16 protein-coding genes and 3 rRNA genes are annotated in these 22,846 nt (G+C 65.8%); 3 read left to right on the top strand and 16 right to left on the bottom strand.

Translation table 11 applies throughout. The features are described from left to right. Positions 1-8: 8 nt before the first annotated feature. The 4 genes from BOX37_RS10425 to steA all read right to left on the bottom strand — a co-directional run bounded on the left by BOX37_RS10425 (position 9) and on the right by steA (position 4,764). Complete coding sequence (locus BOX37_RS10425; protein WP_071927466.1) at positions 9-695, bottom strand: NUDIX domain-containing protein; 687 nt, start codon at positions 693-695, stop codon at positions 9-11. Between the two features lie 15 nt (positions 696-710). Then, positions 711-2,432 carry a CTP synthase gene (locus BOX37_RS10420; protein WP_071927465.1) on the bottom strand — a complete coding sequence of 574 codons (1,722 nt, stop codon included), beginning with the start codon at positions 2,430-2,432 and terminating at the stop codon, positions 711-713. 194 nt (positions 2,433-2,626) lie between these two features. Continuing rightward, a complete protein-coding gene (locus tag BOX37_RS10415; protein ID WP_156910358.1) occupies positions 2,627-3,568 on the bottom strand; it encodes a copper transporter in 942 nt (313 codons plus the stop codon). Further along, on the bottom strand, positions 3,565-4,764 hold the full coding sequence (gene steA / locus BOX37_RS10410; RefSeq protein WP_071927463.1) for a putative cytokinetic ring protein SteA: 1,200 nt from the start codon (positions 4,762-4,764) through the stop codon (positions 3,565-3,567). Before steA ends, BOX37_RS10415 begins: the two co-directional genes overlap by 4 nt. 177 nt (positions 4,765-4,941) lie before the next feature. Here steA and BOX37_RS10405 point away from each other — a divergent pair, with 177 nt between their 5' ends. After that, on the top strand, positions 4,942-5,754 hold the full coding sequence (locus tag BOX37_RS10405; protein WP_071927462.1) for a CPBP family intramembrane glutamic endopeptidase: 813 nt from the start codon (positions 4,942-4,944) through the stop codon (positions 5,752-5,754). A gap of 48 nt (positions 5,755-5,802) precedes the next feature. After that, a complete protein-coding gene (locus BOX37_RS10400) occupies positions 5,803-6,222 on the top strand; it encodes an SRPBCC family protein (RefSeq protein WP_071927461.1) in 420 nt (139 codons plus the stop codon). A gap of 214 nt (positions 6,223-6,436) precedes the next feature. Here BOX37_RS10400 and recN read toward each other — a convergent pair whose 3' ends face one another. The 5 genes from recN to BOX37_RS10375 are packed head-to-tail and all read right to left on the bottom strand — an operon-like array spanning position 6,437 to position 11,184. Next, positions 6,437-8,206, bottom strand: a complete 1,770-nt coding sequence (gene recN, locus BOX37_RS10395; protein WP_071927460.1) for a DNA repair protein RecN — start codon at positions 8,204-8,206, stop codon at positions 6,437-6,439. Positions 8,207-8,237: 31 nt separating this feature from the next. After that, the gene (locus BOX37_RS10390; RefSeq protein ID WP_071931366.1) at positions 8,238-9,203 is read right to left on the bottom strand and encodes an NAD kinase; all 966 of its coding nucleotides are present in this window, start codon (positions 9,201-9,203) and stop codon (positions 8,238-8,240) included. After that, positions 9,167-9,988 carry a TlyA family RNA methyltransferase gene (locus tag BOX37_RS10385; RefSeq protein WP_071927459.1) on the bottom strand — a complete coding sequence of 274 codons (822 nt, stop codon included), beginning with the start codon at positions 9,986-9,988 and terminating at the stop codon, positions 9,167-9,169. Before BOX37_RS10385 ends, BOX37_RS10390 begins: the two co-directional genes overlap by 37 nt. 1 nt (position 9,989) lies before the next feature. Further along, positions 9,990-10,277 (bottom strand): hypothetical protein, encoded by a 288-nt coding sequence (locus BOX37_RS10380; protein WP_240505295.1) that lies wholly within the window; start codon positions 10,275-10,277, stop codon positions 9,990-9,992. A 13-nt stretch (positions 10,278-10,290) separates the two neighbouring features. Next, positions 10,291-11,184, bottom strand: a complete 894-nt coding sequence (locus tag BOX37_RS10375; protein WP_071927457.1) for an HAD-IIA family hydrolase — start codon at positions 11,182-11,184, stop codon at positions 10,291-10,293. 304 nt (positions 11,185-11,488) lie between these two features. On the opposite strand from BOX37_RS10375, the gene BOX37_RS10370 reads away from it, so the two are divergent. Next, complete coding sequence (locus BOX37_RS10370; RefSeq protein WP_071927456.1) at positions 11,489-11,905, top strand: DoxX family protein; 417 nt, start codon at positions 11,489-11,491, stop codon at positions 11,903-11,905. Between the two features lie 82 nt (positions 11,906-11,987). Here BOX37_RS10370 and BOX37_RS10365 read toward each other — a convergent pair whose 3' ends face one another. From BOX37_RS10365 to BOX37_RS10340, 7 genes are all read right to left on the bottom strand, one after another. Continuing rightward, complete coding sequence (locus tag BOX37_RS10365; protein ID WP_420811620.1) at positions 11,988-13,133, bottom strand: hypothetical protein; 1,146 nt, start codon at positions 13,131-13,133, stop codon at positions 11,988-11,990. 50 nt (positions 13,134-13,183) lie between these two features. Beyond that, positions 13,184-14,818, bottom strand: a complete 1,635-nt coding sequence (locus BOX37_RS33870) for a hypothetical protein (RefSeq protein WP_156910357.1) — start codon at positions 14,816-14,818, stop codon at positions 13,184-13,186. A 101-nt stretch (positions 14,819-14,919) separates the two neighbouring features. Next, positions 14,920-15,036: ribosomal RNA gene (rrf, locus tag BOX37_RS10360) — 5S ribosomal RNA — on the bottom strand. 120 nt (positions 15,037-15,156) lie between these two features. Next, positions 15,157-18,291: ribosomal RNA gene (locus BOX37_RS10355) — 23S ribosomal RNA — on the bottom strand. A 334-nt stretch (positions 18,292-18,625) separates the two neighbouring features. After that, a 16S ribosomal RNA gene (locus BOX37_RS10350) occupies positions 18,626-20,142 on the bottom strand. The 16S, 23S and 5S rRNA genes sit together here, the layout of an rRNA operon. Before the next feature lie 547 nt (positions 20,143-20,689). Next, positions 20,690-21,976 (bottom strand): tyrosine--tRNA ligase, encoded by a 1,287-nt coding sequence (gene tyrS, locus BOX37_RS10345; protein ID WP_071931364.1) that lies wholly within the window; start codon positions 21,974-21,976, stop codon positions 20,690-20,692. 138 nt (positions 21,977-22,114) lie between these two features. After that, complete coding sequence (locus BOX37_RS10340) at positions 22,115-22,747, bottom strand: DNA-3-methyladenine glycosylase (protein WP_071927455.1); 633 nt, start codon at positions 22,745-22,747, stop codon at positions 22,115-22,117. Positions 22,748-22,846: the final 99 nt, after the last annotated feature.

The following is a 22,846-nucleotide window of genomic DNA, read 5'->3' as shown; positions in this document are numbered from 1 at the left end:
GGCGCCTGTCAGCCCTCGCCTGCGGCAACATCGCCACGCTCGGTCGCTTCGTCGGTCGACCGCGCCTCGGCAGACTTCCGCCGCAGGAACGCGGTGGGTTGCCCCGGCCACGGCGCGTCGGCGGGCCGCATCGGCACCTGTCCGGCCGTCGCCGCCGCGTACGCGAGCACCCCGGCCACCGCGGTCGCGTTCACGATCTGCCCGGCCAGCGCGGCGCGCACGGCCTGCTGGACCGGCATCCTGACCAGTTCCAGATCGGCTTCCTCGTGCTCGGGATCGGGCCGGTCGGTCGCGCTGAGCCCGGTCGCGAAGAACACCCGCAGCGCCTCGTCGGTGAATCCCGGCGAGAGCGCCACATCCACCAGCACCGACCACTGCTCGGCGGCCAGCCCCGTCTCCTCGGCCAGCTCCCGCTTGGCCGCGGTGAGCGGGTCCTCGCCGTCGATGTCGAGCAGCCCGGCGGGCAGCTCGAGCAGTCGCGTACCGATCGGGTGCCGGTACTGGCGGATCAGCACGACGTTGCCGTCGTCGTCGAGCGCGAGCACCGCGACCGCACCGTGGTGCTCGATGACCTCGCGCTCGGCGACCCGCCCGTCCGGCATCGCGACCTGATCCTGGCGCAGGGCCAGGATCGCGCCGCTGTAGAGCACCCGGCTGGAGACCGTCTGGAAGTCGTGACTACCGGGCTCGCTCACTGTCCCTCTTGTTCCTCAGTGATCCGCGGTCTGTTCCGCGAGCTCTTCGGAGGGGAAGTCTACGGGAAGGCGTTCGGCCAGTTTGTACTTCAGCGCCGCGGCGATCAGGGCCGCGAACAGCGGATGCGGCCTGGTCGGACGGCTCTTGAGCTCCGGATGCGCCTGGGTGGCGACCAAGAACGGATGCACCGAGGCGGGGTACTCGACGAACTCCACCAGGTGCCCGTCCGGCGAGATACCCGAGAACCGCAGCCCGCTCTTGGCGATGGCGTCGCGGTAGGCGTTGTTCACCTCGAAGCGATGCCGGTGCCGCTCGGAGACGTGCTCGGAACCGTAAGCCTGCGCGACGACCGACCCCTTCTCCAGCGTGGCCGGGTACGCGCCCAGGCGCATGGTGCCGCCCAGATCGGCCGCACCGGCGACGACGTCTTCCTGATCGGCCATGGTCGAGATGACCGGGTTCTTCGTCTCCGGCTCGAACTCCGCGGAGTTGGCGTCGGCGATACCCACCGAGCGCGCGGCCTCGATGACCACGCACTGCAGCCCGAGGCAGAGGCCGAGCAACGGGATCCTCCGGTGGCGCGCGTAGCCGATCGCGCCCAGCTTGCCCTCGATGCCACGGATACCGAAGCCACCGGGGATCAGGACAGCGTCGACGTCGCGCAGCGCCGCCTGCGCGCCCGCGTCGGTCTCGCACTCGTCGGAGGGCACCCAGCGGATCTTCACCTTGGCGCGGTGGGCGAAACCACCCGCGCGCAGCGCCTCGGTGACCGAGAGGTAGGCGTCGGGCAGGTCGACGTACTTGCCGACCAGCGCGACCTCGACGGTCTCGCGCGGAGCGTGCACGCGGTCGAGCAGATCGCCCCACACGGTCCAGTCCACGTCACGGAACGGCAGGCCGAGCTTGCGCACCACGTAGGCGTCGAGGCCCTCGCTGTGCAGCACCTTCGGGATGTCGTAGATCGACGGCGCGTCGGGGGTGGAGATGCAGGCCTCCACGTCGACGTCGCACATCAGCGCGATCTTGTTCTTCAGACCCTGCGGCACCTCGCGGTCACAGCGCAGGATCAGCGCGTCGGGCTGGATACCGATGTTGCGCAGCGCGGCCACCGAGTGCTGCGTCGGCTTGGTCTTGAGCTCCCCCGAGGGCGCCAGGTACGGCACCAGCGACACGTGCAGGAAGAACACGTTGTCGCGACCCACGTCGTGGCGGATCTGACGCGCCGCCTCGAGGAACGGCTGCGACTCGATGTCACCCACGGTGCCACCGATCTCGGTGATCACCACGTCCGGCACATGACCCTCGAGATCGGGACCCTGCATCGCCAGGATGCGGTTCTTGATCTCGTCGGTGATGTGCGGGATCACCTGCACCGTGTCGCCCAGGTACTCACCGCGACGCTCCTTGGCGATCACCGTCGAGTAGATCTGACCGGTCGTCACGTTGGCGTCCTTGGACAGATCGCGATCGAGGAAGCGCTCGTAGTGACCGACGTCGAGGTCGGTCTCCGCGCCGTCCTCGGTGACGAACACCTCGCCGTGCTGGAACGGGTTCATGGTGCCCGGATCGACGTTCAGATACGGGTCGAGCTTCTGCATCGTCACCCGCATGCCACGCGCGGTCAGCAACTGACCGAGACTGGAGGCGGTGAGACCCTTACCCAAAGAGGAGGCGACGCCACCGCTCACGAAGATGTGCTTGGTGGCATGTCGAGCCTGATTCCGTTGTTGACCCACGGACCACCACTGTACCGCCTCCCCGCGACTTCAAGCGCCACCGAGGTGCGTAAACAGTCGCGTCGGCCGCTGGCGGTCGATCAGAACGGGGGTTGGCCCGTACCCGACAAGTTGCCGATGTCCTCGCGAGATCAGTCGTTTCGTTGGGACGCGAGGCGCGCGCTCTCGCCGGTGAGAAGTGGTGCTGTTCTCAATCATCGTGGCATGGCTACGAGTGTGAGCGAGGTGGCTGTGGGACCTGTGCCATAGCGGCCCGATCCCCCCGCGAGTTGTTCGGTGAGGGCGAGAACGGTTGTCACCCGGCCGATTTCGCGATCGATGTTGTCGACCGTGCTGACCGTGGCCGCCAGCGGGGCCTGGGCGCGGACCTCTCCGATGGAGCCTTCGCCTTCGGCGGCACCCACGCGCCCGGCCAGCACGGCACCCGCGGCGCGGTCGCGCACGGCGCCGGTGAAGCGAGCGATGGTCGCGCCCTGTCCGGTGTCGGAGGCGAGGCCGTTACCGGTGACGACGACCGCGAGTTGCGCCGGTCGCACCGGAATGTCGCCGTAAGCGAGGAAACCGCCGCCGCGCAGGGTCTCGAGCACGAGGGCGAGTTCCTGCGGGGTGCTGCGCGGTTGGCCGGTCGCCGGATCGAGCAGCAGGGTCAGGCCGAGCAGGTCGCCCGCCATGCTGCCCTGGTCGACCGCGCCGGTGCGCAGTTGCGCGCCCGCGGGAACGATGTTGGTCAGCGCCGAACGCATCCGGTCGCCCTCCCCCGCGTCGACGAAGCCGTCGGCCAGGCTGATCCGGCCGGTCACCGCGGCGCCCGCGGTCTCGAGCGCCCGGCTCACCCCGTCGACATCGGCGGGATCGGCGTCGGGGGTGGTGAACACGACGACGCTGCGGTCGGCCAGTGTGCCGCCCAGGATCCGGCCCGCCGAGCCGGCGATGAACTGGTCGGCGGCGTCGAGCTGACCGGACAGGCGCTCGTTCTGCGCGGTGAGCGTGTCGACCTGTTCGCGCAGATCACTCTTGTCCGAGCGCAGGCCGGACAGCATGTCCGCGGCCAGTGTCTGCGAGCCGAGCACCACCCCGACGGCCAGCGCCAGGAAGATCGCCGCGATCGAGATGGCATGTTGACGCAGTGAGATCACAGCAGACCCCGCACCCACAGTACGAAGCGGTTCCAGTAGTCGATCGCCCAGTCCAGCACCTCGGGACCATTGTGCGAAGCCAGGATCACCACGACGACCGCGATCAGCGCGGCCAGCACCACCAGCGCCAGGGCCGCACCCGAGGACCGGTGCCGGTACAGCGTCGACACCGCGTTCGCGTCGACCAGTTTGGCCCCGACCTTGAGCCGGGTCAGGAAGGTCGCCGGGTTGCTGTCGCGGCGGCCGCGATCGAAGAAGTCCTCCAGCGAGGCCGGTGCGCCGGCGAGCACGATCAGCGAGGCGCCGTGATGATCGGCCAGCATGAGCGCCAGATCGGCGGGCGAACCCGAGGACGGGAAGGTGGTGGCGCCGATGCCGAGGTCCTGGATGCGTTCGAGACCCTTGGCGTGGCCGTCGGTGTCGGCGGGCAGGATCATCTCCGCGCCGGATCGCAATGTCTCGGTGCTGATCTCGTCCGGATCGCCGACGATCAGGTCTGGCGTGTACTTGAGCTTGCGCAGGGAGTCCGCGCCGCGACCCACCCCGATCAGGATCGGCGCGTACTCCTTGATGAACGGCTTGAGCCGCTGCAGTTCCTGGAGATGCCCCGACCCGTCGGCGACGACGACCACGTGCCGGTTGCGCAGTTCCAGCTCGATCTCGGGCACGCCGATACCGTCGATCAGCAGCGCGCTCTCGGTGCGCACGAACTCGGTGGTGTTGCCCGCGAACGCGTCGAGGTGATCGGCGAGCCCGTTGCGCGCCTCGATCATCCGGTCGGCGATGGTGGACTCGTCGAACTCGATGCCCTCGACCAGGACCTCGGGCTCCTTCTTGGTCAGCTTGTCCGCGTAGACGACGCCCTCGTCGATGCGGATCTTGCTGCCGTCCTTGATCTTGCCGAACGCGTCGGAGGACACGGTGTCCATCAACACGATCCCATTGGCCACCAGCACTTCCGGGCCCAGATTGGGATAGCGTCCCGAGATCGACGGCGAGGTGTTGATCACCGCGATGACACCGGCCTCGACCAGCCGGTCGGCGGTGTGGCGATCCAGATCGGTCTCGTCGAGCACGACGATGTCCCCCGGCCCGACCCGCCCCAGCAGGCGCCGGGTGTTGCGATCCACCCGGGCGATCCCGGCGACACCGGGCAGCGTTTCCGTGTTCCTCGTCAACAACCCCGGCATCCTCATGGGGCCGATGATCTCGCCAAACCCTCAACCTTTGATGGAGGCGCGCCGAATCGCCGATCACATTCGTCACAGTGATCTATCACCGATGAGAACCGTTCAGCACTACCTCGCGATCGGACACTCAGGTGGCATATACGGGCGAGCCGACTCGTCGCTGAGCTCGATTATGTTGGGGTGATGAAGATTTCGCGGGATCACGGACTGCTGATCGGCCTGGGCTGCGGTGCGGTGTACACCGCCGCGATCGTCGCGCTGGTCGTCACCGGGAACACCGCGCTGCGCTACAGCGCCGACCACCACGACACTCGGTCGCTGCTGACCGTGTGCCTGCCCGCGGCAGCGGGGATCGCGCTCGCTTGGGCGATCCGTCCGGGCAGACAGCCCGCCGACCCGTTCGCCGCCGTTCCCCGCGCCCGGATCACCCGCCAGGCCTGGTTCCTGGCCGCGCTGGCCGTCGCCTTCGCCGTCGCGGTGCATCTGCTGCCGGGGGACGGCTGGTTCGTGCTGTTGAAGCTGGCACTGCTCGCGATTCCGCTCATCGCCGGATGGGCAACGTTGCGGGAGTGGGCGCGCGTCGACACCCGCGGCCACTGGCTGCGTCCGTTGCCCGCCGTGCTCGCCTTCGTCGCGATGTCCACCGTGCTGCAACCGTCGTCGGGCGGATCCGCAATCGACCCGATCACCATCGTCGTCGTCTTCGTGCTCAACGCCGTCATCGAGGAGGTCTTCTACCGCTTCTGGCTGCAGTCCCGCCTCGAATCCCGGTATGGCATGTGGCCCGCCATCGCACTGAGCTCCCTGCTGTGGGCCGCCTGGCACACCGCCATCCAGGGCGGCCTCGGCTTCCCACTCGACTTCGCCGCGGTTGTCGCCAACCAGGGCGTCACCGGACTGTTCCTCGGCTATCTGTGGGCCCGCCACCGCAATCCCTGGCTGGTCATCGTCGTCCACGGCCTGATCAACGCCCCACTGACGATGTTTCTGGGCTGATTACCCGTATGCTGCGGGTCACAGACATTTCGGACAGGAGACACATTCATGCCCCGCAGCACCGTCGAGACGGTTTTCGACGCCCCTCGTGACATCGTCTACCGGCTCTTCACCGAGCGCGAGAGCGTCAGCCCCCACCTGCCGATCAACATCAAGCTGATCAAGCAGGGCGATCCGGCCACCGGCGTCGGCGCCCAGCACCTGCTCGGCCTCGGGAAGGTGGGCGTGACCGAGGAGATCATCGCCCTGGTCCCCGGCGAGCGGATGGAATACAAGATCGTCAAGGGTGCGCCGGTCAAGCGGCACGTCGGCACCATCACCTTCGCCGACACCAGCGAGGGTGGCACCCGCGTGGTGTACACGATGGAATCCGAGCCTTCGCTGCCGCTGCCCGCGCCGGTGCTCGAATTCGGCTTGCGTCAGCTCACCAACCAGCTCCTCGGTGGGGTTCGCAAAGCCCTGCGCTGAATTCCGGTCCCGAGGCGTTGCTCGCGGCTGTCCCGCCCTCAGGGGTGGGGGGCTGGGACCGGTCGCGAACCGGCCGCTACGCGGCCGCCGCTCCTCGAGGTCGCGGGGGCGGGGCTGGGTTTGTTGGGGATGGGGGCGCTGGCTGTTTACCGCTCGGCGTCGCCTTCTCGCCGATCGGCGTCGGCTGCCGGTGGATGGGCGATGTTGCCGTGGTTCAGGCCGGTGTTCGTTCGGCGCGGGCGGTTTCCAGGAGTTCTTCGGCGTGGGCGCGGCCGGTCTCGGTGTCGTCGAGGCCGGCGAGCATGCGGGCCAGTTCGACCACTCGTTCTTCGTCGGTGAGGGTGCGGACTCCGCTGTCCACCTTGCCTTTTCCGTCGTCGGACTTGTTCACGACCAGGTGGGTGTCGGCGAAGGCGGCGACCTGGGGCAGGTGGGTGACGACGATGACCTGGTGGGTGCGGGCCAAGCGGGCGAGGCGTTTACCGATCTCGACTGCCGCGCGGCCGCCGACGCCCGCGTCGACCTCGTCGAAGACCATGGTCGCGCCGTGGTCCGAGCCGGCCAGCACCACTTCCAGCGCCAGCATCACCCGGGAGAGCTCACCACCGGAGGCGCTTTTGCTCAGCGGCAGCGACTGCGCGCCAGAATGCGCCGAGAGGCGGAACTCCACCTCGTCGACGCCGGTCGACCCCGCGTGCAGCTCCACGCCGTCGACCGCGAGCGGGGCGGAATCCTGCGCGCTCGCCGGAATCGGGCGCACCTGCACCTCGAGCCGAGCCTTGCCCATGGCCAGCCCGCCGAGCTCGGTGCTCACCGCCGTGGCCAGCTTGCCCGCGACTTTCGCGCGAGCGGCGCTGAGCTTGCGCGCGGCCTCGCGCACCTTGCCCGCGGCGATCTCGACCTCACCGGCCAGCTTCGCCAGCGCGTCCTCGGACACGTCGAGAGAGTCGAGTCGCGCCCGCGACTCATCGGCCCAGGCGATGACACCGTCGATATCGGGCGCGTACTTGCGAGTGAGCGACTTCAGCTCGGCCTGACGGTTCAGCATCGTGTCCAGCGCGCTGGGGTCCGACGGCAGTTCGGACAGGTAACCGCTGAGTTCGGTGGTCACATCGACCACCACCGCGATCGCCTCGCCGAGGCGCGGCGCGAGCGCGGCCAGTGCCGGGTCGTCGGCCGCGTCGAGCCGCGCCCGTGCCCCGCCGAGCAGATCGAGTACACCGCCACCGTCGACGGCCGCGTCACCCGGTCCCGACAGCGCGTCGTGCGCACCGACGGCCGCCTCTCGCAGTGAATCGAGATCGCTGAGCCGACGGATCTCGGCGACGAGGCGTGTGTCCTCGCCGGGTTCCGGCGCGATACCGTCGATTTCGGCGAGCGAATGCTTGAGCCTGTCCGCTTCGAGCGCCAGTTCCCTGCTGCGCGCCGTGCGTTCGAGCAACTCGGCGCGCGCGTCGAGCCAGGAACGGCGATGCACCTGATACTTGCGCAGCAGCGCGGCGACACTGTCACCGGCGAACTGGTCCAGAGCCGACAGCTGCTGTTCGGGACGTTGCAGTCGCAGCTGATCGTTCTGGCCGTGCACGGTGAGCAGCCGGGCGGTGAACTCACCGAGCACCGCCGCGGGAACCCCGCGTCCACCCAGGTGGGCACGCGAACGCCCATCGCTGTTGACGGTGCGGACCGCGATCACACTACCGTCCTCATCGGCCTCCGCCCCCGCGGACTCGAGCACCTCACCGACCGCCGTGCGAGCCGCCTCGTTGACGTCGTCGACGACGAACCGACCTTCCACCACGGCCTTGGCCGCCCCGAGCCGCACCCGGCCCGCATCGGCGCGAGCGCCGCTGAGCAGGTGCAGGCTGGTGACCACCATGGTCTTGCCCGCACCAGTCTCGCCGGTGAGCACGGTCAGTCCCGCGTGGAACTGCGCCGTGGCGGTCGAGATGACGCCGAGTCCGTCAATTCTGATCTCTGTCAGCATCGGTGTCCTTCCGGCACGAACAGCGGCCCGCTCATGCTGTGTCATCCGTTCGAGGTCTGCCCCGCCAGCCGGTGACCGGCAGCTGGAACTTGCGCACCATCCGATCGGCGAAGGGCGCGGAATCCAACCGCACCCAGCGCACCGGCCGGTCACCGCGCACCACCTCAGCCCGCCCGCCGTGCGGCAATGCCAGGGTGCGCCTGCCGTCGAGGAACACGATCGCGTCGTGCCCGAGCGCCACCGTCTCCACCGCGATCCGCGATTCCGGACTGGTCACCAACGGCCGGGCGAACAGGGCATGGGCATTGCTCGGGATCACCAGCATCGCCTCCAGTTCAGGCCAGACCACGGGTCCACCCGCCGAGAAGGCGTACGCGGTCGATCCGGTGGGCGTGGAGATGAGAATGCCGTCGCAACCGAAGGACGACACCGGCCGCCCGTCCACCTCGAGCACCACTTCCAGCACGCCCATCCGCTGGGCGTTCTCGAGGCTGGCCTCGTTCAGCGCCCAGCCGCGATCGACGATCACATCGTCGACCCGGACGGTGACGTCGATGGTCATCCGGTTCTCCACCTGATAGTCCCGGTCGACCACCTGGGCCAGCGCCTCGTCGAGATGCTCGGCCTCGGCCTCGGTGAGAAACCCGATGCGCCCCAGGTTGATTCCGAGCACCGGCACGCCCGAAGGCCGCCCGAGTTCGGCTGCTCGCAGGAAGGTGCCGTCCCCGCCGAGTGCGAGCACCATCTCGCAACCCTGCGCCGCGGACGGGCTGTGCGGGACCACCCGCACCGGGAACCCGGCCGGTTCGCCATCGAACCGAGTGCTGTCGGCCTCGTCGGCCAGCACCCGCAGGCAGATGCCCGCCTCGGCGAAGATCTTCGCCACCCGGTGCGCGGTCTCGATGATCTCCGCACGACCAGGATGGGCGACGAGCAGGATCTCCCTGCCCTCGTGCGCACTCACTGCGGACCCTCCTCGACCGCGCGGGTGACCAATTCCGCGACTTGCTCGGCGTCGTAGTCGAACGGGCCGACCTTGCGCAGCCACAGGAAGTACTCCACGTTGCCCGACGGACCCGGCAGCGGACTGGCGACCACGCCCAGGGTCCGCAGCCCCAGCGCGCCCGCCGCGGCGGCGACCTCACGCACCACCTCGGCACGCAGGGCCGGCTCGCGCACCACACCGCCGGCGCCGACCCGTTCCTTGCCGACCTCGAACTGCGGCTTCACCATCGGCAGCAGCTCGGCCCCGGCAGCCGTGCACGCGGCCAGTGCGGGCAGCACCAGCCCCAGCGAGATGAACGAGAGATCACCGACAACCAATTCCACTGTGCCGTCGATGGTTTCCGGGGTGATGCCGCGCACGTTGGTGCGATCGAACACGCGCACCCGGTCGTCGTTCTGCAGTCGCCAGATCAGCTGGCCGTACCCGACATCGACCGCGACGACCTCGCGCGCGCCTCTGTCGAGCAGCACATCGGTGAACCCGCCGGTCGAGGCACCGGCATCGAGGCACCGCTTCCCCTCGACCGTCAGCCCCTGCGGCTCGAACGCCTCGAGCGCGCCGAGCAGCTTGTGCGCGCCGCGCGAAGCCCACGACACCTCGTCGGGCTCCTCCCGCACGATCAGCGGAGTCCCCGTCTCCACGGCCGTCGCCGCCTTCACCGCGACGGTTCCGGCAATCAGGACGCGGCCCGCGCCGATCAGTTCGACCGCGTGTTCTCGCGATCGGGCCAATCCGCGCCGGACCAGTTCGGCGTCCACTCGCGCTCGCCTGGCCACCTCAGATCTTGTCCACTGTCGCCAGCGCGTCGACGAGTACGTCGTGCGCCTGTTCGAGGATGCGCGCGCGGCGGGTGATGTCGGCGCCGGTCTCGGTGTTCTCCGCCGGACTCGACCCGGCCGTCGGGGGGCCGAGCTCGGCGAGCAGTCCGGCCACCTCGGCTCTGATCCGGTTCGGGTCGGCCGGTTCCTGGCGCGCCGCGGCGCCGGGCAGGTGACTGCCGGGCACGGGCATCGCGGGCCGGGGTGGCTGTGACCCGCCGGTCGGCGGTGAACTCGGAGTACTCATCGTGCCGTCAACGCTATCGGATTTCCGAATCGGCCGCGCGCACCCGTACCGCCCGGCCGGGGTACTGCCGCAACAGCTCCGCGACCGCCGAGGGTGCCACCGGTCCGGACACGACATCAGCGTTGAGCGCGTCCAGCGAGGTGGCGATGTAGGTGGGCACCTGCGCGTCCGGTGCGGTGATCACCTCGTCGAGGGTGCTGACTCCTGTGAGCACGAGCAGCGAGTCGAGACCGAGCCCGTTGGCGCCCTCGACATCGGTGTCGAGCCGATCCCCGACCACCAGGGCGTTGCGGGTGCGCGCCCGCTCGATCGCGTCCTCCATCAGCGGCGCGTACGGCTTGCCCGCCACCAGCGGCTCACGATCGGAGGCCGTGCGCAGCGCGGCGACCATCGACCCGTTGCCCGGCGCGAGCCCTCGCTCGTTCGGCAGGGTGCGGTCGGTATTGGCCGCGATCCACAGCGCACCGGCCCGCAGCGCGTAGGCCGCCTCGGCGAGATCGGGCCACGCCGTCGTCGGCGAATGCCCCTGCACGACCGCCGCGGGCGGCGTGTCGCCGAACCGACGGATCGGCGACAGTCCCACCGCCTCGACCTCGGCGACGAGATCCTCGGTCCCCACGACGAGCACCCGGTCACGGGGTGTCAACCGCAGCGCCAACATCCTGGCGGCGGCCTGCGCACTGGTGACCACGTCCGCGGCGGTGGCCGGATATCCCAGCTCGGCCAGATGCCCGGCCACCGCGCCGGGCCCCCGCGCCGCGTTGTTGGTCACGTACACCAGTCGCTGCGCCGAATCACCTTCGGGCGCCAATGCTTTCGGCCCACCGTCGATCACCGCGGGACCGCGGTACAGCGTCCCGTCCAGATCGAGCAGCAAAGCCTCGTATCGATCGCGTAGCCGGTTCACACACCCTCACTCCGTCGTCACTGCCGAGCCGGTCACTTCCGCGACCCTAGGCGAGGCCACCGACAGTCTCGAACCTGACCACCGCCGGATCGCCTCGCACCCTTCATGATCGAGCATCCCGGGCGTGCCGCGAGACAGTGCCGCCGGTTCCGAGCCCGCCGACCTGCGCGTCGACCGGACACGCCGACGGGAATGTGACCCAGAACACCACCCTTCGGGAATTAACCGGACCACAGTCCGGTTGGAGCCTGGTGAATCGCCGCTTCCGATGCGGTCGTCCTCATTCGAACGAAAGGGTCCTCTCGTGGACATCGTCTTTCTCGTCGGCCGCATCCTGCTCGCGGCGATCTTCGCGTTCTCCGCGCTCGGTCACTTCACCCAGGCCGACGGTATGGCCCAATACGCCGCGGCCAAGGGAGTTCCGGCCGCGAAGGCGGGTGTGCTCGCCAGCGGCGTGATCGCGGTGCTCGCCGCGCTCTCGCTCGTCCTCGGTGTCTGGATCGACCTCGGCGCGCTGCTGCTGGTCGTGTTCCTGGTACCCGTGAGTGTGCTCATGCACGCGTTCTGGAAAGAGACCGACCCGCAGGTCAAGCAGACCGAGCTGATCAGCTTCAACAAGAACCTCGCCATCATCGGCGGCGCGCTGATCCTGTTCTACCTGGTGAACACCACCCAGCAGGTCGCACTCGGCCTCACCGGACCACTGTTCGGCGCCTTCTGAGCGGACAACGCGGAACGGCCGCCGGTCGGGACTCCCACTACGGTTCCCGACCGGCGGCCGTCCTGCTGTCTCGTCGAAGCCGCTATTGCGCGTCGCCGGTGAGTTCGGTGGCGCGGTCCTCGGCGTCGGTTTCGCCGTCGAGGTCGGCGGCCGCGGCATTGAGAAACCACTGCAGGCCCTCGTCGGTACGGCCCGCCGCCACCAAGGCGTCGGCGTAGGCGTAGAACAGGCGCGCGGCGGCCGAGCCGGTGCGCGCCGGGTCCAGATCCGAGGTCTGCAGCGTCACCACGGCCTGGTCGAACTGGCCCAAGTCCATCCGGGCGCCCGCGACGACGATCCGCAGTTCGGTGGCCTCGTCACCGGAGAGCCGCTGCGCTTCTTCGCTGCGACCGAGCTCGATGGCTCGTTCCGGCCTGCCGAGCCCGCGCTCGCAGTCCGCCATCACCGCGAGCAGGCCGGATCCGCCCGACATGCGCCGCGCGGTCCGCAGCTCCGAGAGCGCCTCGGCCCATTCCTCGGCGTGATAGGCCACCACTCCGGCGGTCTCACGGACCACCGCGATGCGGCCTGCGCGCTGCCGAGCCGCCCTGGCGTGGGCGAGGGCGAGACGCGGGTCGTCGTCGAGCAGTTCGACGGCCATCACCATGTGCCGTGCGACCGTCTCGGCATTGTTCTTGTCCAGGCTCAGCAGATCGCGGCGCACGGCCGGGTCCAGATCGGAGGCCTGCACGTCCTCGGGCAGATCGGGCTCCTCCGGCCGGTCCGCACGACGTTCACTCGTCCGCCCACCGGTCGCCCGAGCGCCCTCACCGCCACGACGACGCTCGTCACCACGGTCGAAGCCGCCCGATCGCGAACCGCTGGAGTCCTCGTCCCGATCCGAGCCACCGCGCGAGCGGAAGCCACGATCGGAACCACCGCTGGAGCGGTCGTCACGATCGGAACCACCCTGGGCGCGGTCATCACGATCGGAGCCACCGTAAGCGCGGTCGACACGACCAGCAACGCCATCGGAACGGTCGTCGCGATCAGCGGCATCGAAACGGTCGTCGCCACCAACGGCTCCGTCGGAACGGTCGTCACGGCCCGCGCCACCAACAGCTTCGTCGAAGCGGTCGTCACGGCCCGCGCCACCAGCGGGGCCGTCGTCGCGGTCGGTGCCATCGGAGGAGACATCGTCGCGGCGCGAGCCACGGGAGCGCTCGTCGTCCTCGTCGGACCGCGCCAGTGCCTTCGTCGAGACCGTGCCGTCGTCGGCCACCGGCGCCGAATCATCTGCTACCAGGTCGGCTGCCGACGCACGTCCGGCCGAGGACTGCTCAGTGGACGCTGCGACATCGGCCGATACCGACGAACTGGTCTCCGTCGACTCGACAGCGGCGGACTCGTCGGCCGAAGGCTCGACAGTCGAAGCATCCGCCGCGGAGACGACGCCGAGCACATCGCTGTCGCGTTCCCGACGCTTCTCACGGTAGGTGCCCTCCAGTGGCTTACCGTCCTCGCCGACGAACCTGCGGCCGCCACCGGAGTCGCCGCCACGCTTGAATCCACCACGCCCGCGATCGTCGTCACGCCGGAATCCGCGATCCTTGTCATCCCGCCGCTGATAGCCACCGCGATCGGAACTCTCCGCGCCGCGGAACCCGCCACGATCCGAACCGCCACGCGAACGATCATCGCCTTCGGTACGGCGGAACCCGCCACGATCCGAGCCACCACGCGAGCGATCATCGCCCTCATTGCGCCGGAACCCACCGCGATCAGAACCACCGCGCGAGCGATCATCGCCCTCGCTACGGCGGAACCCACCACGATCCGAGCTTCCCCGCGAACGATCGTCTTTGTCATCACGCCGGAATCCACCACGATCACCGGAACCACCACGGCCCGCATCGTCGCGCCGCTGGTAACCACCACGATCACCACCGTCGCTACGACGGAATTCACCACGATCACCACCACGGCCGGACCCACCGCGCGAGCGGTCGTCACCCTCGGTACGGCGGAACCCACCGCGATCCGAGCTACCGCGCGAGCGATCATCACCTTCGGTACGGCGGAACCCGCCACGATCCGAGCCACCGCGCGAGCGATCATCGCCCTCGCTACGGCGGAACCCTCCCCGGTCGGAGCCACCGCGGTCGGAGCTTCCCCGCGAACGATCGTCTTTGTCATCACGCCGGAATCCACCACGATCGCCGGAACCACCACGACTCGCATCGTCGCGACGCTGGTAACCACCACGATCACCACCGTCGTTGCGACGGAATCCGCCCCGGTCACCGCCACGATCCGAACCGCCACGCGAACGGTCGTCACCCTCGTCACGGCGGAACCCACCGCGATCCGAGCCACCGCGGGGACGGTCGTCATCATTGCGTCGATGCCCGCCACGGTCACCGCCACGGTCGAAACCACCGGCGGGACGGCCACGATCACCGGAGCCGCCGCGGCCCGCATCGTCGCGCCGCTGGTAACCACCACGGTCGCCGCCGTCATTGCTACGGGATCCACCGCGATCGTTGTCGTCGCGCCGCTGATAGCCACCGCGGCCGGCATCGTCACGACGCTGGTAACCACCGCGATCCGAACTCCCGCGATCGGAACTGCCGCGCGAACGGTCGCCGCCGCGGTCGGAACCGCCGGTGGAGTCCTCTCGGCGGCGGTCGCCACTGTCGTTGCGGCGGAATCCGCCACGGTCACTGTCACCGCCACGGCTCGCGCCGCGGCTGTTGTCGTCGCGTCCGCCCTGGGTGCGGTCGGTCGGTTCGCCGCGTCGGCCGAAACCGCGGGCGTCTCCGTCCCGGCGGAAAGGCTTCCGTTCGTCGTTGTGTTCCGACACGGCGATCCCTTTCTAGATTCCCCGGCCTCCGGGGAGTGTTGGCATGGCCCCGCCTGCAAGAATTCAACCACGGACGGAGGACGGGGCATCGTCCGCCCGGCGTGCCGGATGCGTTCCGGCCTCACAAACGACGATAGGGGACCCAAAATTGGGTCCCCTATCGTGAAGAATGTTCCGGCGGTGTCCTACTCTCCCACACCCTGTCGAGTGCAGTACCATCGGCGCAGGTGGCCTTAGCTTCCGGGTTCGGAATGGGACCGGGCGTTTCCCCACCGCTATAACCGCCGTAACACTATGAAACTAACCACAGAGAGCCACAAACCCCAACCCCCCAAAAGGAAGCCGAAACCCATGTCTCAAAGATCTGTGTGTTGTTTCAGAAACCGCACAGTGGACGCGTAACACCTTCGATAATAAGCCCTCGGCCTATTAGTACCAGTCACCTACACCAGTTACCTGGCTTCCAGTTCCGGCCTATCAACCCCATGGTCTGTAGGGGGCCTTAACCACTCAAGGTGGAGAGAAACCTCATCTTGGAACAGGCTTCCCGCTTAGATGCTTTCAGCGGTTATCCCTTCCGAACGTAGCCAACCAGCAGTGCTCCTGGCGGAACAACTGGCACACCAGAGGTTCGTCCGTCCCGGTCCTCTCGTACTAGGGACAGCCTTCCTCAAGTTTCTAACGCGCGCGGCGGATAGAGACCGAACTGTCTCACGACGTTCTAAACCCAGCTCGCGTGCCGCTTTAATGGGCGAACAGCCCAACCCTTGGGACCTACTCCAGCCCCAGGATGCGACGAGCCGACATCGAGGTGCCAAACCATCCCGTCGATATGGACTCTTGGGGAAGATCAGCCTGTTATCCCCGGGGTACCTTTTATCCGTTGAGCGACACCGCTTCCACTTGCCGGTGCCGGATCACTAGTCCCGACTTTCGTCCCTGCTCGACCTGTCAGTCTCACAGTCAAGCTCCCTTGTGCACTTGCACTCAACACCTGATTGCCAACCAGGCTGAGGGAACCTTTGGGCGCCTCCGTTACATTTTAGGAGGCAACCGCCCCAGTTAAACTACCCACCAGGCACTGTCCCTGAACCAGATCATGGTCCGAGGTTAGAAGTCCAATACGATCAGAGTGGTATTTCAACGACGACTCCACAAACACTAGCGTGCCCGCTTCACAGTCTCCCACCTATCCTACACAAACCGTACCGAACACCAATACCAAGCTATAGTGAAGGTCCCGGGGTCTTTTCGTCCTGCCGCGCGTAACGAGCATCTTTACTCGTAATGCAATTTCGCCGAGTCTGTGGTTGAGACAGCAGAGAAGTCGTTACGCCATTCGTGCAGGTCGGAACTTACCCGACAAGGAATTTCGCTACCTTAGGATGGTTATAGTTACCACCGCCGTTTACCGGGGCTTAAATTCTCAGCTTCGCCACAAGTGGCTAACCGGTCCTCTTAACCTTCCGGCACCGGGCAGGCGTCAGTCCGTATACATCGTCTTACGACTTCGCACGGACCTGTGTTTTTAGTAAACAGTCGCTTCTCTCTGGTCTCTGCGACCCCACCCAGCTCAGACCGTAAAGATCATCACCAGATGTGGTCCCCCTTCTCCCGAAGTTACGGGGGCATTTTGCCGAGTTCCTTAACCACAGTTCTCTCGATCGCCTTAGTATTCTCTACCTGACCACCTGTGTCGGTTTGGGGTACGGGCCATGTACCAGCTCGCTAGAGGCTTTTCTCGGCAGCATAGGATCACTGAATTCCCCTCAACGGGTACGCATCACGTCTCAGGACACATGTGTGACGGATTTGCCTATCACACTCCCTACACGCTTACACCAGGTATTCCATCACCTGGCCCAGCTACCTTCCTGCGTCACCCCATCGCTTACCTACTACAGTCAGGGTCATATGCAGCCATCATCCCCCTCACCCGAAGGCTCGGTAAGACAACATTTGGATACTTAGCACAACTGATTCAGCATTGGGCGCGGATACACGGGTACGGGAATATCAACCCGTTGTCCATCGACTACGCCTGTCGGCCTCGCCTTAGGTCCCGACTCACCCTGGGCGGATTAACCTGGCCCAGGAACCCTTGGTCATTCGGCGGACGAGTTTCTCACTCGTCTTTCGCTACTCATGCCTGCATTCTCACTCCCATGGCCTCCACAGCTAGTTCACACTGCTGCTTCCACGGCCACAGGACGCTCCCCTACCCATCCACACACCTGGCCCCAACCACTACAGCTGGGACGGGCTATTGCGTGAATGCCGCGGCTTCGGCGGTGTACTTGAGCCCCGCTACATTGTCGGCGCAGGATCACTTGACCAGTGAGCTATTACGCACTCTTTCAAGGGTGGCTGCTTCTAAGCCAACCTCCTGGTTGTCTAAGCGACCCCACATCCTTTTCCACTTAGTACACGCTTAGGGGCCTTAGCCGGCGATCTGGGCTGTTTCCCTCTCGACTACGAAGCTTATCCCCCGCAGTCTCACTGCCACGCTCTCACACACCGGCATTCGGAGTTTGGCTGACTTCGGTAAGCTTGTAGGCCCCCTAGGCCATCCAGTAGCTCTACCTCCGGCGTGAAACACGTGACGCTGCACCTAAATGCATTTCGGGGAGAACCAGCTATCACGGAGTTTGATTGGCCTTTCACCCCTACCCACAGCTCATCCCCTCAGTTTTCAACCTAAGTGGGTTCGGGCCTCCACGACGTCTTACCGTCGCTTCACCCTGGCCATGGGTAGATCACTCCGCTTCGGGTCCATAATGTGCGACTATTGGGCGCCCTATTCGGACTCGCTTTCGCTACGGCTACCCCACACGGGTTAACCTCGCCACACACCGATGACTCGCAGGCTCATTCTTCAAAAGGCACGCCATCACCCCACACACTCGAAAGTACGAAGGCTTTGACGGATTGTAAGCGCACGGTTTCAGGTACTATTTCACTCCCCTCCCGGGGTACTTTTCACCTTTCCCTCACGGTACTAGTCCGCTATCGGTCACCAGGGAGTATTCAGGCTTACCGGGTGGTCCCGGCAGATTCACAGCAGATTTCACGGGCCCGCTGCTACTCGGGAGACATCCACAACAGCCAAGAAGTTTTCGTTTACCGGACTATCACCGTCTATGGCAGGCCGTTCCAGACCACTTCAACTAACCACTTGGTTTCTTACTGTTGCTCAACTCGGCAGAGTTGAGAAGAATGATCCCACTACCCCAGCTAGACAACGACTGCCGTCTATCACATCTAACTGGTTTAGCCTCATCCGCTTTCGCTCGCCACTACTCACGGAATCACTGTTGTTTTCTCTTCCTGTGGGTACTGAGATGTTTCACTTCCCCACGTTCCCTCCACACCACCTATATATTCAGTGGCGGGTAACACGACATCACTCGTGCTGGGTTTCCCCATTCGGAAATCCTCGGATCTCAGCTCGGTTGACAGCTCCCCGAGGCTTATCGCAGCCTCCTACGTCCTTCATCGGCTCCTGGTGCCAAGGCATCCACCGTACGCTCTTAAACACTTACTAACAAAGATGCTCGCGTCCACTGTGCAGTTCTCAAACAACACACCCGAAGGAAGACAATTTCCCAGACCTACTCGACAACCAAAACTGCCAGCGGTTTCTCGGAGACCCCATTCGGATCGTTTGTTTTGCCTTGAAAGACACTCGCGTGTTCTTTCAGGACCCAATAGTGTGTCGGTATACCCATCGCGGATGATCACTGAGGACCACCCGTATGCGATGAAAACTGTCAGCGTTCCACCCATGAGCTCCAGCCGGAAGACGATTGCTTCCGAAACTGTCTCTGCCAGAGGCGATCTCGACTATTCGAGACACCACCTGGAGAAGTGCTCCTTAGAAAGGAGGTGATCCAGCCGCACCTTCCGGTACGGCTACCTTGTTACGACTTCGTCCCAATCGCCGATCCCACCTTCGACGGCTCCCTCCACAAGGGTTAGGCCACCGGCTTCGGGTGTTACCGACTTTCATGACGTGACGGGCGGTGTGTACAAGGCCCGGGAACGTATTCACCGCAGCGTTGCTGATCTGCGATTACTAGCGACTCCAACTTCACGGGGTCGAGTTGCAGACCCCGATCCGAACTGAGACCGGCTTTAAGGGATTCGCTCCACCTCACGGTATCGCAGCCCTCTGTACCGGCCATTGTAGCATGTGTGAAGCCCTGGACATAAGGGGCATGATGACTTGACGTCGTCCCCACCTTCCTCCGAGTTGACCCCGGCAGTCTCTCACGAGTCCCCGCCATTACGCGCTGGCAACATAAGATAAGGGTTGCGCTCGTTGCGGGACTTAACCCAACATCTCACGACACGAGCTGACGACAGCCATGCACCACCTGTACACCGACCACAAGGGGGCCTACATCTCTGCAGGTTTCCGGTGTATGTCAAACCCAGGTAAGGTTCTTCGCGTTGCATCGAATTAATCCACATGCTCCGCCGCTTGTGCGGGCCCCCGTCAATTTCTTTGAGTTTTAGCCTTGCGGCCGTACTCCCCAGGCGGGGTACTTAATGCGTTAGCTACGGCACGGAGTCCGTGGAAGGAGCCCCACACCTAGTACCCACCGTTTACGGCGTGGACTACCAGGGTATCTAATCCTGTTCGCTACCCACGCTTTCGCTTCTCAGCGTCAGTTACTTCCCAGAGACCCGCCTTCGCCACCGGTGTTCCTCCTGATATCTGCGCATTTCACCGCTACACCAGGAATTCCAGTCTCCCCTGAAGTACTCTAGTCCGCCCGTATCGCCTGCAAGCTTAAGGTTGAGCCCCAAGTTTTCACAAACGACGCGACGAACCGCCTACAAGCTCTTTACGCCCAGTAATTCCGGACAACGCTCGGACCCTACGTATTACCGCGGCTGCTGGCACGTAGTTGGCCGGTCCTTATTCTACAGGTACAGTCACTTTCGCTTCGTCCCTGTCAAAAGCGGTTTACAACCCGAAGGCCGTCATCCCGCACGCGGCGTCGCTGCATCAGGCTTTCGCCCATTGTGCAATATTCCCCACTGCTGCCTCCCGTAGGAGTCTGGGCCGTGTCTCAGTCCCAGTGTGGCCGGTCACCCTCTCAGGTCGGCTACCCGTCGTCGCCTTGGTAGGCCATTACCCCACCAACAAGCTGATAGGCCGCGGGCCCATCTCGCACCGATAAATCTTTCCACCACAGAACATGCATCCCATGGTCATATCCGGTATTAGACCCAGTTTCCCAGGCTTATCCCGAAGTGCAAGGCAGATCACCCACGTGTTACTCACCCGTTCGCCGCTCGTGTACCCCGAAGGGCCTTACCGCTCGACTTGCATGTGTTAAGCACGCCGCTAGCGTTCGTCCTGAGCCAGAATCAAACTCTCCGTTGAAGACTCTCAACCACACCCCGAAAGGTGTAATCAGAAATATCTAACCAGAGTCCGAAAACCTAGCAAAGTCAAACACCAGCAAATAAGATTCGCTGTTGTTTTCAATGTCCAACCTCCCACGACCGGGGGGTACGCGAAGGCTGGAACCAATAATCATTATTGGCACTGACATTCATCGACACACTATTGAGTTCTCAAAGAACACACGCACCAGCAGAGCACCGGATCTGGTCCGGATCTTCCACTGGGCAACTGTTCCAGCCTAACCCTGCTTCCGGATCATGTCAAACATGTCGTCGGTCACAGATCAGACACTGCCAGGCGCTCCCCGTCCTACCGCGTTTCCCTTGCCACGCAAGTCCCTCAGGACCAGCGTCTCGGCTCCGGGTTGGTGTCCGTGTCGCTCTGACTTCCAATAAGTTACGCGCCGGATAACGCCGCGTCAAATCGCCTGGATGGCAGGGGATCTGCGCAGGTCAGCGCGTCGACCCCGACCGCTCGCGACGGCCTGAATCACACGGATGTGACTCAGGCCTCCGCGACGATCTCAGGCTATCCGGCGTACGCCCGCCATGTTCTTCTTTCCGCGCCGCAGCACCAGCCACTGTCCGTGCAGGTAGTCGGCATCGGATGGGGTCCACTCGATGTCGCTGACGCGCTCGTTGTTCACCGAGGCACCGCCCTCGTTGACCGCGCGGCGGGCCGCCCCCCTGCTCTCGCACAAGCCCGAGGCGACGAGCAGGTCGACGATCGTGTTCGGTTCGCCGGGCACCACCTCGGCCACCTTGCCGTCGATCGCGGTCTCGCGCAGCGCGGCACCGAGCGTGGACTCGGGGAGTTCGCGCAGGTCGCCACGACCGAACAGGGCCTGGCTGGCCAGTTCCACCGCACGGGTCTCGGCTTCGCCGTGCACCAGCGTGGTCATCTCGGCGGCCAGACGCTTCTGTGCTTCGCGGGCGAACGCGCGTTCGGCGGTTGCCTGCTCGAGCGCGTCGAGTTCCTCCCTGGACAGGAAGGTGAACCAGCGCAGGTACCGCACGACGTCGGCGTCGGCGGTGTTCACGAAGTACTGGTACCAGGCGTAGGGACTGGTCAGTTCGGGGTCGAGCCAGAGGCTGCCGCCGCCGGTGGACTTGCCGAACTTCTTGCCGTCGGCCGAGGTCACCAGCGGGACGGTGAGCGCGTGCACGTGGGCGCCGTCGACGCGGCGGTTCAGTTCGACGCCGGCGATGATGTTGCCCCACTGGTCGGACCCGCCGACCTGCAGTGTGCAGCCGTGCTTGCGGCGCAGCTGCAGGTAGTCGTTGGCTTGCAGCAGCATGTAGCTGAACTCGGTGTAGGAGATGCCCTCGCCCTCGAGGCGCCGCTTGACGGTGTCGCGGGCCAGCATGACGTTGACCGAGAAGTGCTTGCCGACATCACGCAGGAAGTCGACGGTCGACAGCGACCCGGTCCAGTCCATGTTGTTCACGATCAGCGCGCCCGTCGGCGAATCGTCGAGATCGACGAACCGCTCGAGCTGGCCGCGGATGCGCTGGGCCCACTCGGCGACGGTGTCGGTCGAGTTCATGGTGCGTTCGCCCACCTCACGTGGATCGCCGATGAGGCCGGTCGCGCCGCCGGCGAGCACGATCGGGCGATGGCCCGCGCGCTGGAACCGCTTGAGCGCCAGCAGCGGGACCAGGTGACCGGCGTGCAGGCTGGCCGCGGTGGGGTCGAACCCGGCATAGAGAGTCAGGGGCGCCGCGGCGGCGGCCGCGCGCAACTGGTCCAGGTCGGTGGACTGCGCGATCAGGCCGCGCCAGGTCAGTTCGTCGAAGATGTCACCGCTCACGTCGGACCATCTTTCCGTACCGACCGAGCCGCGTGCATCGCAGGTCGCGGCGCCGGGCGCACCAGTCAGGAATTCGCCCCACGGCACGCGGCGATGGGCGGTCGGTCCGGAAGAAGGGTGACAACCATCGGCGATTCATCAACCGAGTGGCTGATCGATCGACGGCGCACGGGGGCTACGGCGATAGGCCGAGACGGCGGGTGAGTCCGGGAGCCAGAACCGCCACGGCACCTCGGCGGCGAGGCGCACGCCGACCCGGGGTCCCGCCGAGATCTCCGCCCGAGGTAGCGGTGGGCCGAGTTCGAGGCGGACCTCCGCGAACGGGTCGAACAGCTCGGTGCCGTAGTCGGACAGCGAAATGCCGAGCGCACTGCCGACATTGCCTGGGCCACGAGCGAGATCGGCATCGACGCGCGCGGCGGGCCGACGTTCCCGGGCGAGGTCGACGCCCGCCACCACCTCCCCCGCGCGCACCAGGACCGCGGTGGCGACACCGTCGAACCCAGCGGTCACGTTCACACACAGGTGAATGCCGTACGAGCGGTAGACATACAGTCGCCCCGACGGCCCGAACATCACCGCATTGCGCGGCGTCGGTCCCGGCCACGAATGTGCGGCCGGATCGGGCCACGGGCCGGTGCGATCACTGCCGTATGCCTCGACCTCCACGATGCGCAAGGCCACCGGGCCCGATGACAGCGTCGCGCCGAGCAACCGCCGCGCGGCGGCAACCGGGTCGACGGCGAGTTCCTGTGCGGACACGACCGCCATTGTCCGGGATGCTGGCGCGACCTCGGAGCCGGGATGGTGCCCCAATGGTTCGGCGATCCAGCGACCAGGCGACCTCACGAATCGACGCTTTGGCGCTTC

The organism is Nocardia mangyaensis (assembly GCF_001886715.1).
GTDB classification, from domain to species: Bacteria; Actinomycetota; Actinomycetes; order Mycobacteriales; family Mycobacteriaceae; genus Nocardia; species Nocardia mangyaensis.
This window is presented reverse-complemented; position numbering and strand designations above follow the sequence as displayed.

What these genes read in the sequence shown, in the direction of transcription:
- steA (WP_071927463.1), bottom strand. Translation starts at nt 4,764, where the DNA reads ATGAGGATGCCGGGGTTGTTGACGAGGAACACGGAAACGCTGCCCGGT.
- BOX37_RS10405 (WP_071927462.1), top strand. Translation starts at nt 4,942, where the DNA reads ATGAAGATTTCGCGGGATCACGGACTGCTGATCGGCCTGGGCTGCGGT.
- BOX37_RS10400 (WP_071927461.1), top strand. Translation starts at nt 5,803, where the DNA reads ATGCCCCGCAGCACCGTCGAGACGGTTTTCGACGCCCCTCGTGACATC.
- recN (WP_071927460.1), bottom strand. Translation starts at nt 8,206, where the DNA reads ATGCTGACAGAGATCAGAATTGACGGACTCGGCGTCATCTCGACCGCC.
- BOX37_RS10380 (WP_240505295.1), bottom strand. Translation starts at nt 10,277, where the DNA reads ATGAGTACTCCGAGTTCACCGCCGACCGGCGGGTCACAGCCACCCCGG.
- BOX37_RS10340 (WP_071927455.1), bottom strand. Translation starts at nt 22,747, where the DNA reads ATGGCGGTCGTGTCCGCACAGGAACTCGCCGTCGACCCGGTTGCCGCC.